Raw genomic sequence first — 17,679 nt, forward strand, 5'->3', positions numbered from 1 at the left:
ACCATGGCGAACGCGAGTCGGGCAAGGTGCAAAAATCCGGCTCAAATCCCCCGCACCGCCGCCAGCGCGCGTTCGCGCGCTTCGCGGTGGCCGATGATCTTGCGCGGATAGTCTGAGGGTGGCCGTCCATGCTCCTCGGGATCGTGGATCACAGCGTCATTCAGCCGCGCCAGCTCCGGCACCCATTCACGGATATAGGCGCTCGCGTCGAACTTCTCCGACTGCGACAGCGGCGCCATGATCCGCACGAACATGTTCGAATCGATGCCGGTCCCCGACACCCATTGCCAGTTGACCGCGTTGCTCGCGTAATCGGCATCGACCAGCGTATCCCAGAACCAGCGCTCGCCCTCGCGCCAGTCGATCAGCAGATGCTTGATCAGGAAACTCGCCGCGATCATCCGCACGCGATTGTGCATCCACCCGGTCGCCCAGAGCTGGCGCATCCCGGCATCGACGATCGGATAGCCCGTCCGCCCCTTCGTCCAGGCATCGAACTCGGCACGCACCGCAGCCGACCGGACATCGCGCCACGGGATTGCGTCGAACTTCTCCCGCGCATTACGCGAACCATAATCGGGGAATTGCAGAATCACATTCTGCGCATAATCGCGCCACCCGATCTCGCTCAGGAACACATCGACCGATCCGCCCGCATCGGCGACGCGGTGCCAGACATAGGCAGGCGACACCTCCCCGAAATGCAGATGCGGGCTGAGCCGCGAACTCCCCTCGATCGACGGCAGGTTGCGCGTGCGGTCGTAATCCCGCGCCTTGTCGACAAAGGCATTGACCCGCTTGCGCGCACCCGCCTCGCCCGGCTCCCAATCGGCAAAGCCCGTCGCCCAGTCGGGCTTGGTCGGCAACAATCCCCAATCCTTCAGCCGGTCGGACTTGGGCCAGTGCGACGGCGCCGGGATGTCGCGCGGTCGATTGGCTGGCGCAGGCGGGGGCATGCGAAGCTGTAACGCGCGCCAGAACGGCGTGTAGATCTTGTACGGCTCGCCCGCCCCGGTCGTCACCGACCCGGGCGGCGCGAGATAATTGCCGTCATGGCATACCAGCTCGAGCCGCTTCGCCACCGCCCGCTCGGCATTGCGCCACCAGGGTTCGTAGTGGCGCAGGCAATGGACCCGCCTGGTCCCCATCGCCTCTGCAATTTCCGCCAGCACCTCGTCGCACTGGCCCCGACGCAGGATCAGCCGCGATCCCTTCTCACGCAGCGCCGCGTCGAGGCTGGCAAGGCTGTGGTGCAGCCACCAGCGCGATGCCCCGCCCATCGCGCGATGCTTCGGCGTCTCGTCGTCGAGGATATAGACCGGTACGATCGGCCCCTCTCCCGCCGCGGCGATCAGAGCCGCCTGATCCGACAGGCGCAGGTCGCGGCGAAACCACAGGATGCTGGTCACTCGACGGCACCGTCCGGCGGGATCCGCACACTGAACTGGCCGCGCGCCACGTCATGGCCGAATCTCTGGTCCCAGACCATGATGCTGCCATCAGGCTGACGCTCGGCAAAGGGCATGCGCGACCAGAACAGGAATGCCCGGACGTCAGGATCGCGCTCCGCCGCCACAGCGATGCGCGGATCGTCCATCCCGATCGGCGCGGGGGCTTCGACCTCCAGCGCAAAGATCGATGGCAACATGCCCTCGGCCAGATTGATCACGCGCCGACCACGCTGCCCCTCGCCGCGCCACATCGTCTCACGTTGCCAGAATGCGATCGGCACCGGGTTGGCGACGACCAGTTCTGGCGCGATGCCATGTTCCGTCCACACCCGTTCTGCCGTCCGCGCCTCGGCCAGTCCCGTGAGCACGCCATTGCCGAGGATATAGGCGCTGACGGCCACCACCACGATCCCGCCGCGCCGTCGCCAATCACCCCCGCGCCGCTCCGCCCTCCGTGACCAGAAAATGCCACCGATCAGCATCGCCCACATCCAGACATCGATGATAAAGATGCTGTCGCCATAGAACCAGTGCGACGAAAAGGGTTCGAGCAGCCGGATGCCATAGCTGTTGAGCCAATCGAACGCCGGGTGACTGAGCGTGCCGATCACCGCGAGCAGCAAGAGCTGCCACGGCCGCACCGGCGCGCGCGCCTCGGGCCGCTTGCCCCGTCGCGCCTGCCACCGGTCGAACGCGATCATCAGGCCGGTCAACAGCACCGGCAGAACGAGCATCGCGATCGGCCCATGCGTCAGCCCGCGCCGCATCTCGAGCGACTGAATGCCATAGACGCTGCACGCCGCGTCGATATCGGGGATGTTGGCCGCGATGATCAGCGTCGGCATACCCAGGCCCGACAGCTTTTTCAGCCCCGTCTGGCCCAGCGCAGCCCCGATCAGGCTGTGCGTCAGATTATCCATGGAAGAGCCGCCCTACGGTTAAGCCTCGCGCGGCTCCTTTTCGACCTGCCAGGTCTGGCCCTTGCTGACCAGCTTTTGCAAGTCAGCGACCTTGCCCTCGCTGACCGCCGCATTCTGCGCGACGACCGCGCTCTCGAAGGTCGGGGCGGGATCGTCGTACAGCACGCCCAGCGCCATCGGGAAGGGTCCGAACTCCATCTCGACCAGCATGTGCGCAATCGCGCGGTTGGCGACGTTGTGGACGATCACGCCCGAGGTGTCGCCATCCACCACGTCCACGACCTTCAGCGCCAGCCGCTCGACATCCAGCGCGATCCCCTTGGTCCCGCCCGCGAAGACCATCGGCTTGCCATCCTCCAGCCACAGCTGGTGCCCGGCATTCGCCTTTTCGGTGAAGGGCGCGAAGACATCGGCGTTGTAGACGATGCAGTTCTGGAAAATCTCGACGAATGCCGCGCCCTTGTGCGCGTGCGCCGCCTTGAGCACGCTCGGCAAATTCTTGTGGACGTCGATCCCGCGCGCGATGAACCGCGCGCCGCTGCCCAGCGCGAACGCACACGGCTTGGCCGGATGATCGACCGACCCGAACGGGGTCGAGGGCGACCGCGTCCCCTCCCGGCTCGTCGGCGAGTACTGGCCCTTGGTCAGGCCGTAAATCTCGTTGTTGAACAACAGGATCTGGCAATCGAGGTTACGGCGCAGCAAGTGCATCGTGTGGTTGCCGCCGATGCTCAGGCCGTCGCCATCCCCGGTAATAATCCAGACGTCGAGGTCAGGATTGGCCAGCTTCACCCCCGTCGCCACCGCCGGCGCGCGGCCATGGATGGTGTGGAAGCCATAGGTTTCCATATAATAGGGGAAGCGCGACGAGCAGCCGATGCCGCTGACGAACACGGTGTTTTCGGGTGTCGCCCCGATCTCCGGCATCGTCCGCTGGACCGCCTTCAGGATCGCATAGTCGCCACAGCCAGGGCACCAGCGGACCTCCTGATCGGTCTCCCAATCCTTGGGCGTCGACGGGCGGATGGTGGTGATCTCGTTCATGCTTTTGCCTTCACGCGGATCGGAAGCGCCAGCGCAATGCCCAGCGCGACGCCTCCCAAATAGGTCACTAGAATATGCGAATTTGCGCCGCCGCTCAAAGTGCGCCAGCCGCTGATAGGCGACCAACGCGCAGCGATCAGATCGGGCGCGAGTTGCGCCATGGCCACCAGCGCGCAACCTGCCACAGCGACCAGTGCCTTGATGACGAGCATGAAAGGCGCTTTGTGGCGTGACGAAAGCGTCCACTTCGCCTGAAAATTCGGAATGTTCGCGCGGACCGCAACGGCACCGATAGCGAACCCCAAAAGAGTGGAGACGTCGTCCCGTTCCAGCACCAGATAGCTGAACACGCCACCGACGATAACTGCCACAAATGGCCACAGAAGAGGCGTTCCCTCTGCTGAATTATCAGGCCCCGACATCATCGAGCCTCGGAGCGAACAGCTCTAACGCTCATCCCAAAGTCCCTTCGATCGCCGCCTCAATCTCGTGGATCCGAAAAGGCTGCCCTGAGACCTTGTTCAAAGGTCGCGCATCCACCAGAAACTGATCGCGCAGCACCGTCTTGAGCTGCCCGGTGTTCATCTCGGGCACGAGCACCTTTTCGTAACCCTTGAGCAAATCACCCAAATTCCCCGGCATCGGCCAGATATGGCGGATATGGATGTGGCTGACGTCCAGCCCCTTGCGCCGCGCCCGCCGCACCGCCTGAGTGATCGGGCCATAGGTCGAGCCCCAGCCGACCACGACCAGCTTCCCGCCCGGCGCGCCCTGCTCGACGATCTGGTCCGGCACCGAAATCCCCGCCACCTTGTCGCGGCGGATATTGGTCATCGCCTGATGATTGTCGGCCGAATAATCGAGGTTGCCGGTGCCGACCTGCTTCTCAATCCCGCCAATGCGGTGGAGCAGGCCCGGCGTCCCCGGCTTGACCCATGGCCGCGCCAGCTTTTCGTCGCGAGCATAGGGCATGAACTTCTCGCCCTCGCCCGGCGCATCGGTCTTGAACGTCACCGGGAACGGCGTGTAGCCGCCCATGTCCGGCACTTTCCAAGGCTCGGCGGCGTTGGCGATATAGCCGTCGGTCAGGATCATTACCGGGGTCATATATTGCGTCGCGATCCGCACCGCCTCGATCGCCACGTCGAAGCAATCGGCGGCGGAGCGCGTCGCGATCACCGGCATCGGCGCATCGCCATTGCGGCCATAGACCGCCTGATACAGGTCCGACTGCTCGGTCTTGGTCGGCAAGCCCGTCGAAGGCCCACCGCGTTGCGAATTGACGATGATCAGCGGCAGCTCGGTCATGATCGCGAGGCCCATCGCCTCGCCCTTCAGCGCGATGCCCGGCCCCGACGATGACGTGACCCCAAGCTGCCCGGCATAGGACGCGCCCAGCGCCGATGCGATCGCCGCAATCTCGTCCTCCGCCTGGAAGGTGGTGACCCCGAACTCCTTCAATCGGCTGAGATAGTGCAGGATCGCCGACGCCGGCGTGATCGGATAGCCGCCGAAAAACATCGGCAGCCCAGCGAGCTGCGCGCCCGCGACCAGCCCCATCGAAATCGCCTCGGCCCCCGTCACCGTGCGGTACAGCCCCGGCTCGACCGGCGCTGCGGGAACATGGACCTGCGCAATGCCCAGCGCACCCAGCTCCGCCGTCTCGCCATAGGCATGCCCAGCATTGAGCGCGGCGATATTCGCCTCGGCCAGCTCCGGCGCCTTGGCGAATTTGGTCTTCAGCCAGTCGATCAGCGGCCCGCGCTCACGGTCGAACATCCACAGCGCCAGGCCGAGCGTCCACATATTCTTGCAGCGCAGCGCTTCCTTGTTGCCGAGGCCAAACGGCTTCACGGCATCCAGCGTCAGCTGCGAGATATTGAGCTTGAGCAGCTGCCATTTGGCGAGGGTGTCGTCCTCCAGCGGGTTCGCTGTGTATTTCGCCTTGTCCAGGTTGCGCTTGTTGAACTCGCCCTCGTCCGCGATGATCAGCCCGCCGGGCTTCAAATCGCCGACATTGGTCTTGAGCGCCGCCGGGTTCATCGCGACCAGCACATCGGGCGCATCGCCCGCCGTCTCGATCGCCGCCGACCCGAAATTGATCTGGAAGGCGGAGACCCCGAACAACGTCCCCTGCGGCGCGCGGATTTCGGCGGGGAAGTCGGGGAAGGTGGCGAGATCATTACCCGCCAGCGCGGTCGACAGGGTGAATTGCCCCCCGGTCAGCTGCATCCCGTCGCCGGAGTCCCCGGCAAATCGGACGACGACCGCTTCGGGCGGCGGATTGGCGGAAGCCTCTTCGGGCGTGACCTGATGGGCGGCAGTGGCCATTCAGTCTCTTCCTGCAATGTCGTTCCACCCTCTACAGCGCGGGGTGGTTGGACAGAAGGTAGAACGATGCCGGGCGGTTGCAACCGGTTCTTTCATGCGCCGTGGCGTTGGTACGTCCCGCCGAGCGTCAGGATCGACGCGACATGCCGCGCCGATACCTCCATCGCGTCCAATCCATAGCCACCGCCTAATGCACTCGCGAGCGGGAGACCGTGCCGCGCGGCCAGGGTCGCAATCCACGCGTCGCGCTGGGCCAACCCGTCATGGCTGAGCTTTAACCGACCCAACCGGTCGCCCTCCCACGGATCGACCCCGGCCTGATAGAGCAGGATCGTCGGATCAAATGCGTCGACCATCCCCGGCAGGCTTGCGGTCAGCGCTTCCATATAGCCCGCATCGTCCACCCCATCGGGCAGGCCGACATCCAGCGTAGATCGCGCCTTGCGCACCGGGAAATTCTTTTCGGCATGGATCGAATAGGTCGCGATATCGGTTCGCCCCACCGTCAGCGCCGCGGTGCCGTCGCCCTGGTGCACGTCGCAATCGACGATCAGCACCCGCTCCCCCTCCTCCGCCAGCCGGTGCGCGGCTATGGCGAGGTCATTGAACACGCAGAACCCCGCCCCCGTCGCGTGCAGCGCATGGTGGCTGCCCCCGGCGGTATTCGCGGCAAAGCCCCGCTCCTGCGCGATCTTCGCCGCCGTATAGGTGCCGCCCGGCACCGCGAACGCCCGCGCCGCGACCTCCGGCGTCACCGGAAAGCCGATCCGCCGCTCCTTTTCGCGCGGCACGCGGCTCTCAATCACCTCGGCGACATAGTCGGGATCATGCACCGCCTCGATCCAGCCGCGCGGCATCGGCTCGGGCTCATGCCAATCCAGCGCATCCCCCAGATCGCGCAACAGATCGCGGACGAGGCCGTTCTTGTTCCACTGATACTGGCTGCGCGCCGGGGCTGGCGCGACGTAAAGCGGATGGTGGACGACGGGGATGGTCGCCCGGCCACTCACGCCGCCAGCGTCTCCAGCGCCTCCTGCGCCTCTATCCACGTCACTTCCGCCGCCTCGATCGACTTCACCACCGCGCCGCGCTGCTTCATCAGCTCGGTCATCGTCAGCTTGGTGAACTCGGGCGCAGCGCTCGACGGATCGAACATCGCGCGGTCGATCGCGCTCAGCTTTTCCTGAAGCTTCGCCAGCTCCGCCTCCGCCGCCTTGGCGGCCTTGCGCATCGCATTGCCCCTTTCGCGCGCCTCGGCCGCCTCGCGCCGCGCATCCTTGCGGTTGACGCCGCCCTTCGCGCCCTCCGCCTTGGGCTCCTTGGCGAGGACGAAGGCGATGTAATCCTCGATGCTCCCGTCGAACGGCTTCGCAGTGCCGCCATCGACCAGCACCAGCCGGTCGGCGGTCATCTCGATCATGTGCCGGTCATGGCTGACGATCACGACGCAGCCCTGATAGGCGGTCAGCGCCTGGATCAGCGCCTCACGCAGAATCGACGTCGAGGTGGTTGGTCGGTTCGTCGAGGATCAGCATGTGCGGCGCGTCGCGGGTGATCAGCGCCAGCGCCAGCCGCGCGCGCTCGCCGCCCGACAGCTTGCCGACCTTGGTCATCGCCTTTTCGCCGGCAAAGCCGAACCGCCCGAGCTGCGCGCGAACGAAGCTCGGCTTCTCGCCATCCATCAACCGCTGCATATGGTCGAACGGCGTCTCGTCGCTGTGCAGTTCCTCGACCTGATACTGGGTGAAATATCCCACCCGCATCTTCGCCGACGCGGCCTTTTCGCCGTCGATCGGGGTCAGCTGCGCCGCCAGCAGCCGCGCCAGCGTCGTCTTGCCATTGCCGTTGCGACCCAGCAGCGCGATGCGGTCGTCCGGGTCGATCCGCAGGTTGAGCCGCGATAGGATCGGCGTCCCGTCATAGCCGACACTGGCATGGTCGAGCGTGATCAGCGGCGGGCGCAGCTGCTCGGGATCGGGAAAGCCGAACGCCAAAGTCGGATCGTCTACTACCGCCGCGATCGGCTGCATCCGCGCCAGCGCCTTCGCGCGCGACTGGGCCTGCTTCGCGGTCGATGCACGCGCCGAGTTGCGCGCGACATAGTCCTGCAGCTTCTCGCGCTCGGCCAGCTGCTTCTCGCGCGCCGCCGCCTGCTGCGCCTGCCGCTCGGCCTTTTGCCGCTCGAACTGGTCGTACCCGCCCGGATAGAGCGTCAGCTTGCCCTTATCGAGGTGCAGGATGTGGTCGACGACATTGTTGAGGAAATCGCGCTCGTGACTGACGATCACGATCGTCGCCGGGTAGGAGATCAGGAAATCCTCCAGCCACAGCACCGCTTCCAGATCGAGGTGGTTCGACGGCTCGTCGAGCAGCAGCAGGTCCGGCTGGCTGAACAGCAACGCCGCGAGCGCAACGCGCATCCGCCATCCGCCGGAAAAACTGTCGAGCGGGCGGTGCTGCGCCTCCTCGTCGAACCCCAGCCCCACCAGAATCCGCGCCGCCCGCGACGGCGCCGAATAGGCGTCGATCGCCCCCAGCCGCTCGTGAATCTCGCCCAGCCGGTGCGGATCCTCCAGCCCCTCGGCCTCGGCCATGAGCGCCGCGCGCTCGGTATCGGCGGCCAGCACCGTCTCGAACGGGGTGGTCTTCCCGGCGGGAGCCTCCTGCGCGACATAGCCGATCCGCGCGCCGCGCGGCATGTCGGCGCTGCCCTCATCGGGGTCGATCTGCCCCGCGATCACCTTGACCAGCGTGGACTTGCCCGCGCCGTTGCGCCCGACCAGCCCGATCCGTCCACGCGGCGGCAATGCGGCACTGGCGCGGTCGATGATCGTGCGCCCGCCAAGGCGGACGGTGATGGCGGAAATGTTCAGCATGGCGGCGCGCCTAGCACCCCCGCCCGGTTCAGGAAAGCCGCCCCTCGAAATCCGAATAGCCGAACGACTTCACGATCCGCAGATCGTCGGTCCGGCTGTCCCACAGCGCGATGCTGGGCAGCGGGACGCCGTTGAACGTCGTCGTCTTGACCATCGAATAATGCGCCTGATCAAGGAACGCGAAGCGCTGCCCCGGCACCGGCCATTCCGGAAAACGGAAATCGCCGAGGATATCGCCTGCCAGACATGAAGGCCCGCCCAGCCGCACCAGCACATCCCCCTCCTCGCCCAGCATCGCGGGCCGGTAGGGCGCCTCGATCACATCGGGCATGTGGCAGGTGGCGGAGATGTCGACCACGCCGATCGGCATGCCGTTGGTGAACACATCGACGAACTCGCCGACTAGGATACCGGTATCGAGCGCGATCGCCTCGCCCGGCTCAAGGATCACCTCGAGTCCCGCCTCCTCGCGCACCTGACGCAGAAACTCGACCAGATCGTCGCGCTGATAATCGGCGCGCGTGATGTGATGCCCACCGCCGAAATTGAGCCATTTCAGCTGCCCGAAATAGGGCGCGAGGCGCGGTTTCAATGCTTCCCAGGTCCGGCGCAGCGGCGGGAAGTCCTGCTCGCACAGCGAATGGACATGGATGCCGTCGACGCCGTCGAGATGCTCGGCATGGAGCTGGTCGGCGGGGAAGCCCAGGCGCGAGTGCGGTTGCGCGGGGTCGTATTTCTGGACCTCGCCCTCGCTGTGCATCGGGTTCAGGCGCAGCCCGACCTCGAAATGCTCGCCGCGCGCCCGCGCCGCCGCCAGCTCGCTCTTCATCGCGGCATGCTGGAACGGCGTGTTGAAGATCACATGATCGGAAATCGCGCAGATCTCGGCCATGTCGGACTGCTTGTAGCCCGAGCAATAGGTCGCGATCTCGCCGTGATAATGGTCCTTGGCGAGCTTCGCCTCCCACAGGCCCGACGTCGCGACGCCGTCGAGATATTTCCCGACCAGATCGCCCAGCGACCACATCGAAAACGCCTTGAGCGCCAGCAGGATCTTCACCCCTGCGCGATCCCGCACATCGGCGATGGTCTGGAGGTTGCGCTCCACCGCCGCCGCATCGACGACGAAGCAGGGCGACGGCACGCGCGACAGGTCGAATCCGGCAAATGCGCCCGGATCACCGGCCTTGGTGGACATCACGGGCGACGCGGCGCGGGTTTCCATAAACGACTCCAAAATTCCTCCCCGGCACGGGGAGGGGACCAGCGAAGCTGGTGGAGGGGGCCCGAGGCAAGCGGATCGGGTGCCTCGGGCCCCCTCCACCCCCGCCTTCGGCGGCGGTCCCCCTCCCCGTTCCGGGGAGGATTTGGGACGCGCCGCGCGCGTTACGTCAGAATTTGAGCGGCTCGGCCAGTTCCTTCACCTGCCACGGCAGGCCATGCTTGTTCAGCATGTCCATGAAGGGATCGGGATCGAACTGCTCCATGTTGAACACGCCCTCGCCGCGCCAAACGCCGTTCAGCATCAACGCCGCGCCGATCATGGCCGGAACGCCGGTGGTATAGCTCACCGCCTGGTTGCCCGTCTCCTCGAACGCATCCTCGTGATCGCAGACATTATAGACGTAGAAGGTCTTTTCCACCCCGTCCTTCATGCCCGTCGCGATGTCGCCGATATTGGTCTTGCCCTTGGTCGTGGTGCCCAGCGTCGAGGGCTCGGGCAGCACCGCCTTCAGGAACTGCAGCGGCACGATCTCGCGGCCTTCGTACATGATCGGCTCGATCGAGGTCAGGCCGACATTCTGCAGCACGCGCAGATGCGTCAGATACTGTTCGCCGAACGTCATCCAGAAGCGCGCACGCTCCATCTCCGGGATGAACTTGGCCAGGCTCTCCAGCTCCTCATGGTACATGAGGTACATGTTCTTCGCGCCGACCTGATCGAACTCGAACACCTGCCGGGTCGAAAGCGCCGGGGTCTCGACCCACTGGCCATTCTCCCAGTGCCGCGCGGGCGCGGTGATCTCGCGGATGTTGATCTCGGGATTGAAGTTGGTCGCGAAATGCTGGCCGTGATCGCCGCCATTGCAGTCGAGAATGTCGAGCGTGCGGATCGTGTCGAGCAGGTGCTTCTTTATGTACATCGCGAACACGCTAGTCACGCCCGGATCGAAGCCCGAACCGAGCAGCGCCATCAGCCCCGCATTCTTGAAGCGATCCTGATAATCCCACTGCCAGCCATAGTGGAACCGCGCCTCGTCGCGCGGCTCATAGTTCGCGGTGTCGAGATAGTCGGTGCCGGTGTTGAGGCACGCGTCCATCAGGTTCAGGTCCTGATAGGGCAGCGCCAGGTTGACCAGCAGGTTCGGCTTCACCTTCTCGATCAGCGCGCTGGTCGCGGCGACGTCATCGGCATCGACCTGCGCGGTGTCGATCGTCACGCCGAAACGCTCCTTGACCGATTCGGCGATCGCGTCGCACTTGAACTGACGGCGGCTGGCGAGCGTGATCTTGCCGAACAGCTCGGGATTCTTCGCCATCTTGTGCACCGCGACCGACGAAACGCCGCCTGCGCCGATTACGAGAACGTCCTTCACGCCTTTGTCCTTCCTCATATGTCCCGGGGGAATGCGGCCCCCATATGGGACCAACGCCCCGGATGCAAAGGGCGAAGCGCGGGCTGGCCCCAAGCCTCTGAATTCCCCTATGACTGCGACATGAGCATGACGATCGGACGCAGGACATTCATCGGCGGCGCGGCGGCGCTGGGGTTCGCGGGACAGGCCGCCGCGCAATCGACGCAGAAGGTCTTCACCCCCGCCCCGCCCTGGCCCCCGCGCGAGACGATGATGCTGTGGCCCAGCCTGCCCCCCGGAACGCCCCCCGGCATCGCGCCGTCGAAGGAGCCGGTCCCCCCTGCCGCTCGGCACGCCACAACGCTGGGAAAAGGGCATTCGCCACCCCTATCTCGGCGTGTTCCGCCCGCAGCGGCCTGACGGGCGCGCGGTGCTGGTGATGCCTGGAGGTGGGTATGTATTCGTCAGCCTGATCAACGAAGGCGTGAACGTCGCGCGCGTGCTGAATCCGCTCGGCATCACCGTCTTCGTGCTGGCCTATCGCCTGCCTGGAGAAGGCTGGTTCAACCGTACCGACGTACCGCTGCAGGATGCTCAGCGCGCGATGCGCCTGATCCGCGCCAATGCCGCCCATTACCGCATCGATCCGGCAAAGCTCGGAATTCTCGGCTTTTCCGCGGGCGGTCATCTCGGCGGCACGGTGACCGTCGGCCATGCCGACCCGGTGTACAAGCCGCGCGACACCGCCGACAGCCTGTCCGCGCGCCCGGCCTTTTCCGGCCTGATCTACCCCGTCACCCAGTTTGCCAGCGCCGGCCCCAACAGCCGCTCCGGCCCGAACCTGTTCGGCGGCCCGCCGCCCGCCGGTGCCGCCTCCGCCCGCTTCGACGTCCTCACCCGCGCCAGTCCCGCGATGCCGCCACTGTTCCTGTGCCACGCGGTCGACGACGGCACCGTCGCGGTCGGCCAGAGCATCGCGCTGCTCGAAGCCGCCCGCCGCCACAAGGTGCCGGTCGAGGCGCATCTGCTGGAACGCGGTGGCCACGGCTTCGGCGCGTTGTCGCTGCCGCCGACCAACCCCGGCCACAAATGGCTCGACTGGTTCGCGGTGTGGACGGCAATGCACACCAAGTAAATCCTCCCCGGCACGGGGGAGGATCGGTTGCACCCCCGCAACAAATCCGCCACCCTCCCACCCAACCAGGGGGAGGACACACCATGCACAGCGCCATTTTCGGCCCGGTCATCGCACTGATCGGCTGGACCCTCATCATGTGGCTCTGGATGTACGCGACCCGCATCCCGGCGATGAAGCGTGCCAGGATCGACGTCGCGAACCTCACCGGCGGCACCGGCGCGGACCTGCGCGCAAAGATCGAAACCAAGGCGCAATGGCCCGCCGACAATTACAACCATCTGCTCGAACAGCCGGTGCTGTTCTACGCGGTCGCGATCGTCCTCGCGTTGATGGATCAGGGCGACAACCTCAACGCGACGATCGCCTGGGCCTATGTCGCCCTGCGCATCGCCCATAGTCTCGTTCAGGTGACGACGAACCGCGTCATTGTGCGCTTCTCGCTATTCTCGCTGGCCACGATCGCGCTGCTGATGCTGACGGTCCACGCGGCGATGGCGTTTTGGGGCGTGAGTTTCCACTAACCCTATGGTCGTCCCGGGCTTGACCCGGGACAGGGCTTCTCTTTCATCGCGGACAATGGCAGCCCAGCCCCCGCTCAAGGCCGGGGCGACGGGTTAGGGAAACAGGCGGGCGAGACTCCGCTCCAGCATCATCAGCTGCCACAAGGTCCGCCCATGCTCGGCGCGCCCTGACCGATGCTCCTCCGCCAGCCGCGCGATCGCCTTGGGCTCGAACCACCCGCTCCCGGCCAGCACCCGCGAGCGCGCCAGCCCCGCTGCATCATCCGCCAGCGCCTTGCGGAACCACGCCGACACCGGGGTCACGAACCCCATTTTCGGGCGGTACAATATGTCCTTCGGCAGATACGGCTCCAGCGCCTTCTTCATCAGCCATTTGCCCTGCCCGCCCCGGATCCGCATCGACGCCGGCAAGGTCGCGGCGAACTCGACGAAGCGATAGTCCAGCAACGGCTCGCGCGCCTCCAGGCTCACCGCCATGCTGGTCCGGTCCATCTTGGTCAGGATGTCGCCGGGCAACCAGTGCTTGAAATCGGCATATTGCGCGCGGTCCAGCCCGTCGCGCGCAGGGGCCGCGCGCATCGTGTCGACGTAACGCTGTTCGGCGCGATGCTCCCCCAGCGTCGCGCGCGCCGCGTCGGTATAGAGTCCGAACCGCACCCCCGGCGTCGTCACCCCCACCGCCGTGGCATAGGCCGCCCCGCCCTCGTCGGCCAACGCCAGCAGCGTCGTCTTCGCGCGCAGCGGTCGCGGGGCCCAGTCCGCCTTGGGGTAGACCCGCCCCAGCGCCCCGAACACGCCGCGCACGGAAGACGGCAGCACCGAGCGCACCCGCTCCTCCGCCGCGTGGAACTTGTACCGCCGATAGCCCGCGAGCGCCTCATCCGCCCCGTCCCCCGACAGCGCCACCGTCACGCTCTCGCGCGCCAGCTCGCACACCCGGTACGTCGCCAGCGCTGAGGCATCCGCGAACGGCTCGTCGAAATGATGTACCAGCGTGTCGATCAGGCTGAAATCATCCGCCGCGACAGTCTTCACCCGGTGCTGCGTCGCGAAGCGCTCGGCGATCAGCGCGGCGTGCGCTGTCTCGTCATAGCCTGCCTCGTCGAAGCCGATGGTGCAGGTCTTGACCGCCGCACGGCTCGCCTCGGCCATCAGCGCGACCACCGCGCTCGAATCCACCCCGCCCGACAGGAACGCGCCCAGCGGCACATCGGCGATCATCCGCGACCGCACCGCGCTGCGCAGATGGTGGATCAGCTCCGCCTCCAGATCGCGCGCCGATCCCTTGGCCCGCTGCGAAAAGTCGATGTCCCACCATTTGACCGGCGCAGGCACGGGCTTGCCGCGTTCGAGCAGCAGATAATGGCCGGCGGGCAGCTTCTTCACCCCCGCCAGCACGCTCGCATCGTCGGGGACGTAGCCCAGCCCCAGAAAATCCTCGACCGCCGTAAAGTCGGGCGCGCGGCGGAACAGCGGATGGGCGAGCAGACCCTTGATCTCCGACGCAAACGCCACCGCCCCGTCCGACAATTCGGCATAGTGGAGCGGCTTCACCCCCATCCGATCGCGGGCGAGCAGCAGCGATTGCTTGCGCGCGTCATAGAGCGCAAAGGCGAACATGCCGTTGAGCTTGTCCAGCAGCCCCACGCCCCATGCGCGCCAGCCGTGCAGCAGCACTTCGGTATCGCTCTGGCTGACGAACGCCGCTCCCTTCGCCTCCAGATCGGCCCGGACTTCCTGAAAATTGTAGATTTCGCCGTTGAAGCTGACGATCACGTCACCCTCGGGCGTCGCCATCGGCTGTCCGCCACCCGACAGGTCGATGATCGACAGTCGCCGATGTCCCAGCCCGACGCCCGGCGCCGTCCACACCCCTGCGCCGTCCGGCCCGCGATGCACCAGCGCATCGGTCATTGCCCGCACCCGCGCGGGCTCCACCGGCTTCGGGGTTCCCGGATAATAAAGGCCAGCTATGCCGCACATCAGTCAGTCGTTCCCCGCCCGATTTGTTGCACGGCTTTCGCGGGGATGACGATGGGGCGCAAGCCTCACGCGCGCAATTCGCCGCTCAATCGACTCCCGCCGCCCGATCCGCCAGCACGTCCACCGGCGGCATCGCGCCCAGAAACCGCTTGATCGCCGCGCGTGTCGGCAGTTCGCCCTTCTCCGCCGACACCATCACCGCGACCGCACGGTGCCGCCCGCCGAGCAGCTTGGCCTTCAGCGTCTCGGCCTTCACCCGCGACGGGCTGCCTGTCACAGCATCGCCGACGCGATACCAGGTCACGACCTCACGCTCGACCGGCCCGGGTGCGGTCATCCGCAGCGCGCTCCCACCCTCCAGCGTCGGCAGATCCTCGATCCGCACCCAGCTGTCATTCTCGCGGATTGCGCCCTGGCCAAATCCGACCAGTTCCTTCCCCTCGCGCTGGCTGGCATAGACCGCCAGCACCAGATCGACCTGCGCGCCCATCCCGTCCGAATAGCGCGTCATCACGAAATGATCGGCGCCGGGGAAATTGGGCTTCCACACCGCGCGGCTGCTCAGCGGTACTTGCGTCCACCCTGCGACCTGTGGGGCGGCAACCTTGGCAGGCAGCGTATCGGCCCGCGCCGCGATCACCGCCGCCCACGCCATGAACAGGCTCACCACTGTGAGCGCCACCAGCGCCACCACCGCCGGCATCTGCGCCGTCCCCGGCCAGCGCGCCTGCAACTTGGCGGGATCGAACCACGGCGCATCGGGGTCGCGGTCGAACCATTTCCACCCGATCGCCAGCACGCCGGCCATCACCGCGCCGAAGAACACCCAGCCATAGAGGATGTGGTCGAACCCCGTCGCCGCCTCGACCGACGTCAGATAGGCGGCATAGACCGTTCCGAACGCGCGAAATCCGTTGGCGATGATCGGCACGATCAGGGCCACGGCCATGAACGCCACGCGCCGGGTCCAGCGCGTGTAGCAAACATTCGCCACCAGCGCCCCGTACGCGATCATCGCGATCACGAACTTCGCGCCCGAACACGCCTCGGCCACCTCGAAATAGCCATTGGGGGTGGTAATCAGCACACCATCGACATGCGCCGGCACACCGAACAGGTCGAGCAGCGGCACCAGGATCGCAACGGTCAGATCCTGGAGCGGCTTTTCCAGCCCCTCGCCGAACGGCACCAGAAAAATCATATATGCCAGCGGAAACGCCAGCGCGCGCACCACATTCGGGCCAAGCAACGCGACCACCGCGCCCTGCATCATCGCCACCAGCCCGAGATGCCGGAACAGCGCGACTCCCGCCGCATCGCCCAGCAGCCACGCGCCCGCGCCACCAGCGACGACAACCAGCCCCGGCCACCAGGCTACAGGCGGCACCTTGGTCAGATCGACCCGCCGCTGCCACACCAGCCACGCCACGACTGGCGCGACGAACAGGCAATGACCGAACGTCGTGTTGGTCCAGTAGATCGCAGTCAGGTCACTGACATCGCCCCGGAACAGCAGCAGCAGCACCGCCCAGACGCCCGCCAGCATCGCGCCATGACGCTGCCAACGGGCATCCAACAGGTGCGTCGCCGCCACTGACATCGCCGCGCTCGCCACGGTCACGCCGCCGCCGGGCGTTCCAGCCGCCTGTCATTGCGGCCGCGCAGCCCCATGATCTCGTCGAGCACCGCCAGCCGCGCGTCCCAGCTATAATGGTCGATCACCCGCTGCCGCGCGAGCGCGCCGAATGCCGTGCCCGTCGCCGGATCGGACAGGATGCGGGTCACCGCGTCGGCGATCTCGCCCACCGTCTCACCGACCTCGATCGTGCCGCCATGGTCGATGCCGGTCGCGGCGGCACCCGAAGCGACCACCGGCCGCGCCATCGCCATCGCCTCCAGCACCTTGTTCTGGATGCCGCGCGCCAGCTTGAGCGGCGCGACCACCACCGATGCCGCGTGTAGCCAGGGGCGGACATCGGCGACCTCGCCGGTCACCATCACGCCCTTGTGCTTGGTCAGCGCCTTGACCGCATCGGTCGGCTTGCGCCCGACAATGGCAAAACGCGCATTGGGGTGGCGCAGACGGATATGCGGCAGGATCGTCTCGACGAACCAGGTCACGCCTTCGATATTCGGGCGGTAATCCATCTGGCCGGTAAACACGATCAGCTCGCCCATCGTGTCGATGCGCTTGAACTGCGCGCCGGGGTCGAAAATGCCGGTGTCGATGCCGTTGCCCACCGCATGGACACGGTCGGCACCCGTGCGTTGCTCGAACAATTGTGCTTCTTCGGCGCTGACGAACAGACTGGCGTCGGCGCGCGCGGCAATTGCCCGTTCATGCGCGCCGAGCAGCCGCGCCTCGCGCCGCATCATCCATCCGGTAAAGCCGCGGCTGGTCTCGCCGTAACTTGCGAACTTCGCCGAATCCATGTCGACGAAATCCATGATGACCTTCTGGCGCGGACGCAGCGGGACATATTGCGCCATCTGGCTGGAGAAGACGTAGATCGTGTCGATCGCGTGCCGCGCGAGCATCGACTCCACCGCGCGATGCACCTCCGCATTGTCGAACGCGGTCAGCGATACCGGGCGGTGCGAGAGCAGCGACTGCATCCCCGCCAGCGCCTGCGGCTTGCTGCGCCACACGATCTGGCGGTTGCCCGTAAGCTTGGCGAGGCCCGACTTGCGCTTGAGGTCCGCAGGGTCATCGGCGAACGCCACCAGATGCACGCGCTTGCGCTCGCTCAGATAGCGGATGATGTTGAACGCGCGAATCTTGTCGCCGCGGTCGGGCGGGAACGGCACGCGATGCGCCAGGAACAGAATATCGCCCATC

General features: G+C 66.2%; 14 protein-coding genes and 1 pseudogene. 3 read left to right on the plus strand and 12 right to left on the minus strand.

Translation table 11 applies throughout. From position 1 onward, the window contains the following. Window positions 1-41: 41 nt before the first annotated feature. From LRS08_RS00800 to LRS08_RS00840, 9 genes and pseudogenes are all read right to left on the minus strand, one after another. The gene (locus tag LRS08_RS00800; protein WP_257845321.1) at window positions 42-1,409 is read right to left on the minus strand and encodes a cryptochrome/photolyase family protein; all 1,368 of its coding nucleotides are present in this window, start codon (window positions 1,407-1,409) and stop codon (window positions 42-44) included. Then, window positions 1,406-2,371, minus strand: coding sequence for a metal-dependent hydrolase (locus tag LRS08_RS00805; protein WP_260481220.1), 966 nt, complete (start codon window positions 2,369-2,371; stop codon window positions 1,406-1,408). Before LRS08_RS00805 ends, LRS08_RS00800 begins: the two co-directional genes overlap by 4 nt. A gap of 18 nt (window positions 2,372-2,389) precedes the next feature. After that, window positions 2,390-3,415, minus strand: a complete 1,026-nt coding sequence (locus tag LRS08_RS00810) for a 2-oxoacid:ferredoxin oxidoreductase subunit beta (RefSeq protein WP_257845318.1) — start codon at window positions 3,413-3,415, stop codon at window positions 2,390-2,392. Further along, entirely contained in the window at window positions 3,412-3,786 is a 375-nt protein-coding gene (locus tag LRS08_RS00815; RefSeq protein WP_257845317.1) for a hypothetical protein, read from the minus strand. Before LRS08_RS00815 ends, LRS08_RS00810 begins: the two co-directional genes overlap by 4 nt. 82 nt (window positions 3,787-3,868) lie before the next feature. Beyond that, window positions 3,869-5,746: a 2-oxoacid:acceptor oxidoreductase subunit alpha gene (locus tag LRS08_RS00820; protein ID WP_257845316.1), complete on the minus strand. Its 1,878-nt coding sequence runs from the start codon at window positions 5,744-5,746 to the stop codon at window positions 3,869-3,871. Between the two features lie 92 nt (window positions 5,747-5,838). Next, entirely contained in the window at window positions 5,839-6,756 is a 918-nt protein-coding gene (locus tag LRS08_RS00825) for a histone deacetylase (RefSeq protein WP_257845315.1), read from the minus strand. Then, window positions 6,753-8,622, minus strand: a pseudogene (locus LRS08_RS00830) (ABC-F family ATP-binding cassette domain-containing protein). Before LRS08_RS00830 ends, LRS08_RS00825 begins: the two are co-directional and overlap by 4 nt. Before the next feature lie 28 nt (window positions 8,623-8,650). After that, window positions 8,651-9,820 carry a carboxynorspermidine decarboxylase gene (locus LRS08_RS00835; RefSeq protein ID WP_257845532.1) on the minus strand — a complete coding sequence of 390 codons (1,170 nt, stop codon included), beginning with the start codon at window positions 9,818-9,820 and terminating at the stop codon, window positions 8,651-8,653. 193 nt (window positions 9,821-10,013) lie between these two features. Further along, complete coding sequence (locus tag LRS08_RS00840) at window positions 10,014-11,219, minus strand: saccharopine dehydrogenase family protein (protein ID WP_257845313.1); 1,206 nt, start codon at window positions 11,217-11,219, stop codon at window positions 10,014-10,016. A 120-nt stretch (window positions 11,220-11,339) separates the two neighbouring features. Here LRS08_RS00840 and LRS08_RS00845 point away from each other — a divergent pair, with 120 nt between their 5' ends. The 3 genes from LRS08_RS00845 to LRS08_RS00855 all read left to right on the plus strand — a co-directional run bounded on the left by LRS08_RS00845 (window position 11,340) and on the right by LRS08_RS00855 (window position 12,857). Further along, a complete protein-coding gene (locus LRS08_RS00845; protein WP_260481221.1) occupies window positions 11,340-11,618 on the plus strand; it encodes a hypothetical protein in 279 nt (92 codons plus the stop codon). Beyond that, window positions 11,596-12,333, plus strand: coding sequence for an alpha/beta hydrolase (locus LRS08_RS00850; protein ID WP_260481222.1), 738 nt, complete (start codon window positions 11,596-11,598; stop codon window positions 12,331-12,333). Before LRS08_RS00845 ends, LRS08_RS00850 begins: the two co-directional genes overlap by 23 nt. 83 nt (window positions 12,334-12,416) lie before the next feature. Next, window positions 12,417-12,857, plus strand: a complete 441-nt coding sequence (locus LRS08_RS00855) for an MAPEG family protein (RefSeq protein ID WP_257845311.1) — start codon at window positions 12,417-12,419, stop codon at window positions 12,855-12,857. 93 nt (window positions 12,858-12,950) lie between these two features. On the opposite strand, the gene LRS08_RS00860 is transcribed toward LRS08_RS00855, so the two are convergent. From LRS08_RS00860 to LRS08_RS00870, 3 genes are all read right to left on the minus strand, one after another. Beyond that, entirely contained in the window at window positions 12,951-14,840 is a 1,890-nt protein-coding gene (locus LRS08_RS00860) for an XrtA/PEP-CTERM system amidotransferase (RefSeq protein ID WP_260481223.1), read from the minus strand. Window positions 14,841-14,925: 85 nt separating this feature from the next. After that, window positions 14,926-16,440 (minus strand): exosortase A, encoded by a 1,515-nt coding sequence (xrtA, locus tag LRS08_RS00865; RefSeq protein ID WP_257845531.1) that lies wholly within the window; start codon window positions 16,438-16,440, stop codon window positions 14,926-14,928. A 17-nt stretch (window positions 16,441-16,457) separates the two neighbouring features. Then, a complete protein-coding gene (locus LRS08_RS00870; RefSeq protein ID WP_257845310.1) occupies window positions 16,458-17,678 on the minus strand; it encodes a TIGR03087 family PEP-CTERM/XrtA system glycosyltransferase in 1,221 nt (406 codons plus the stop codon). Window position 17,679: the final 1 nt, after the last annotated feature.

Origin of the sequence: Sphingomonas sp. J315, from assembly GCF_024666595.1 — a bacterium.
Lineage (GTDB): Bacteria > Pseudomonadota > Alphaproteobacteria > Sphingomonadales > Sphingomonadaceae > Sphingomonas.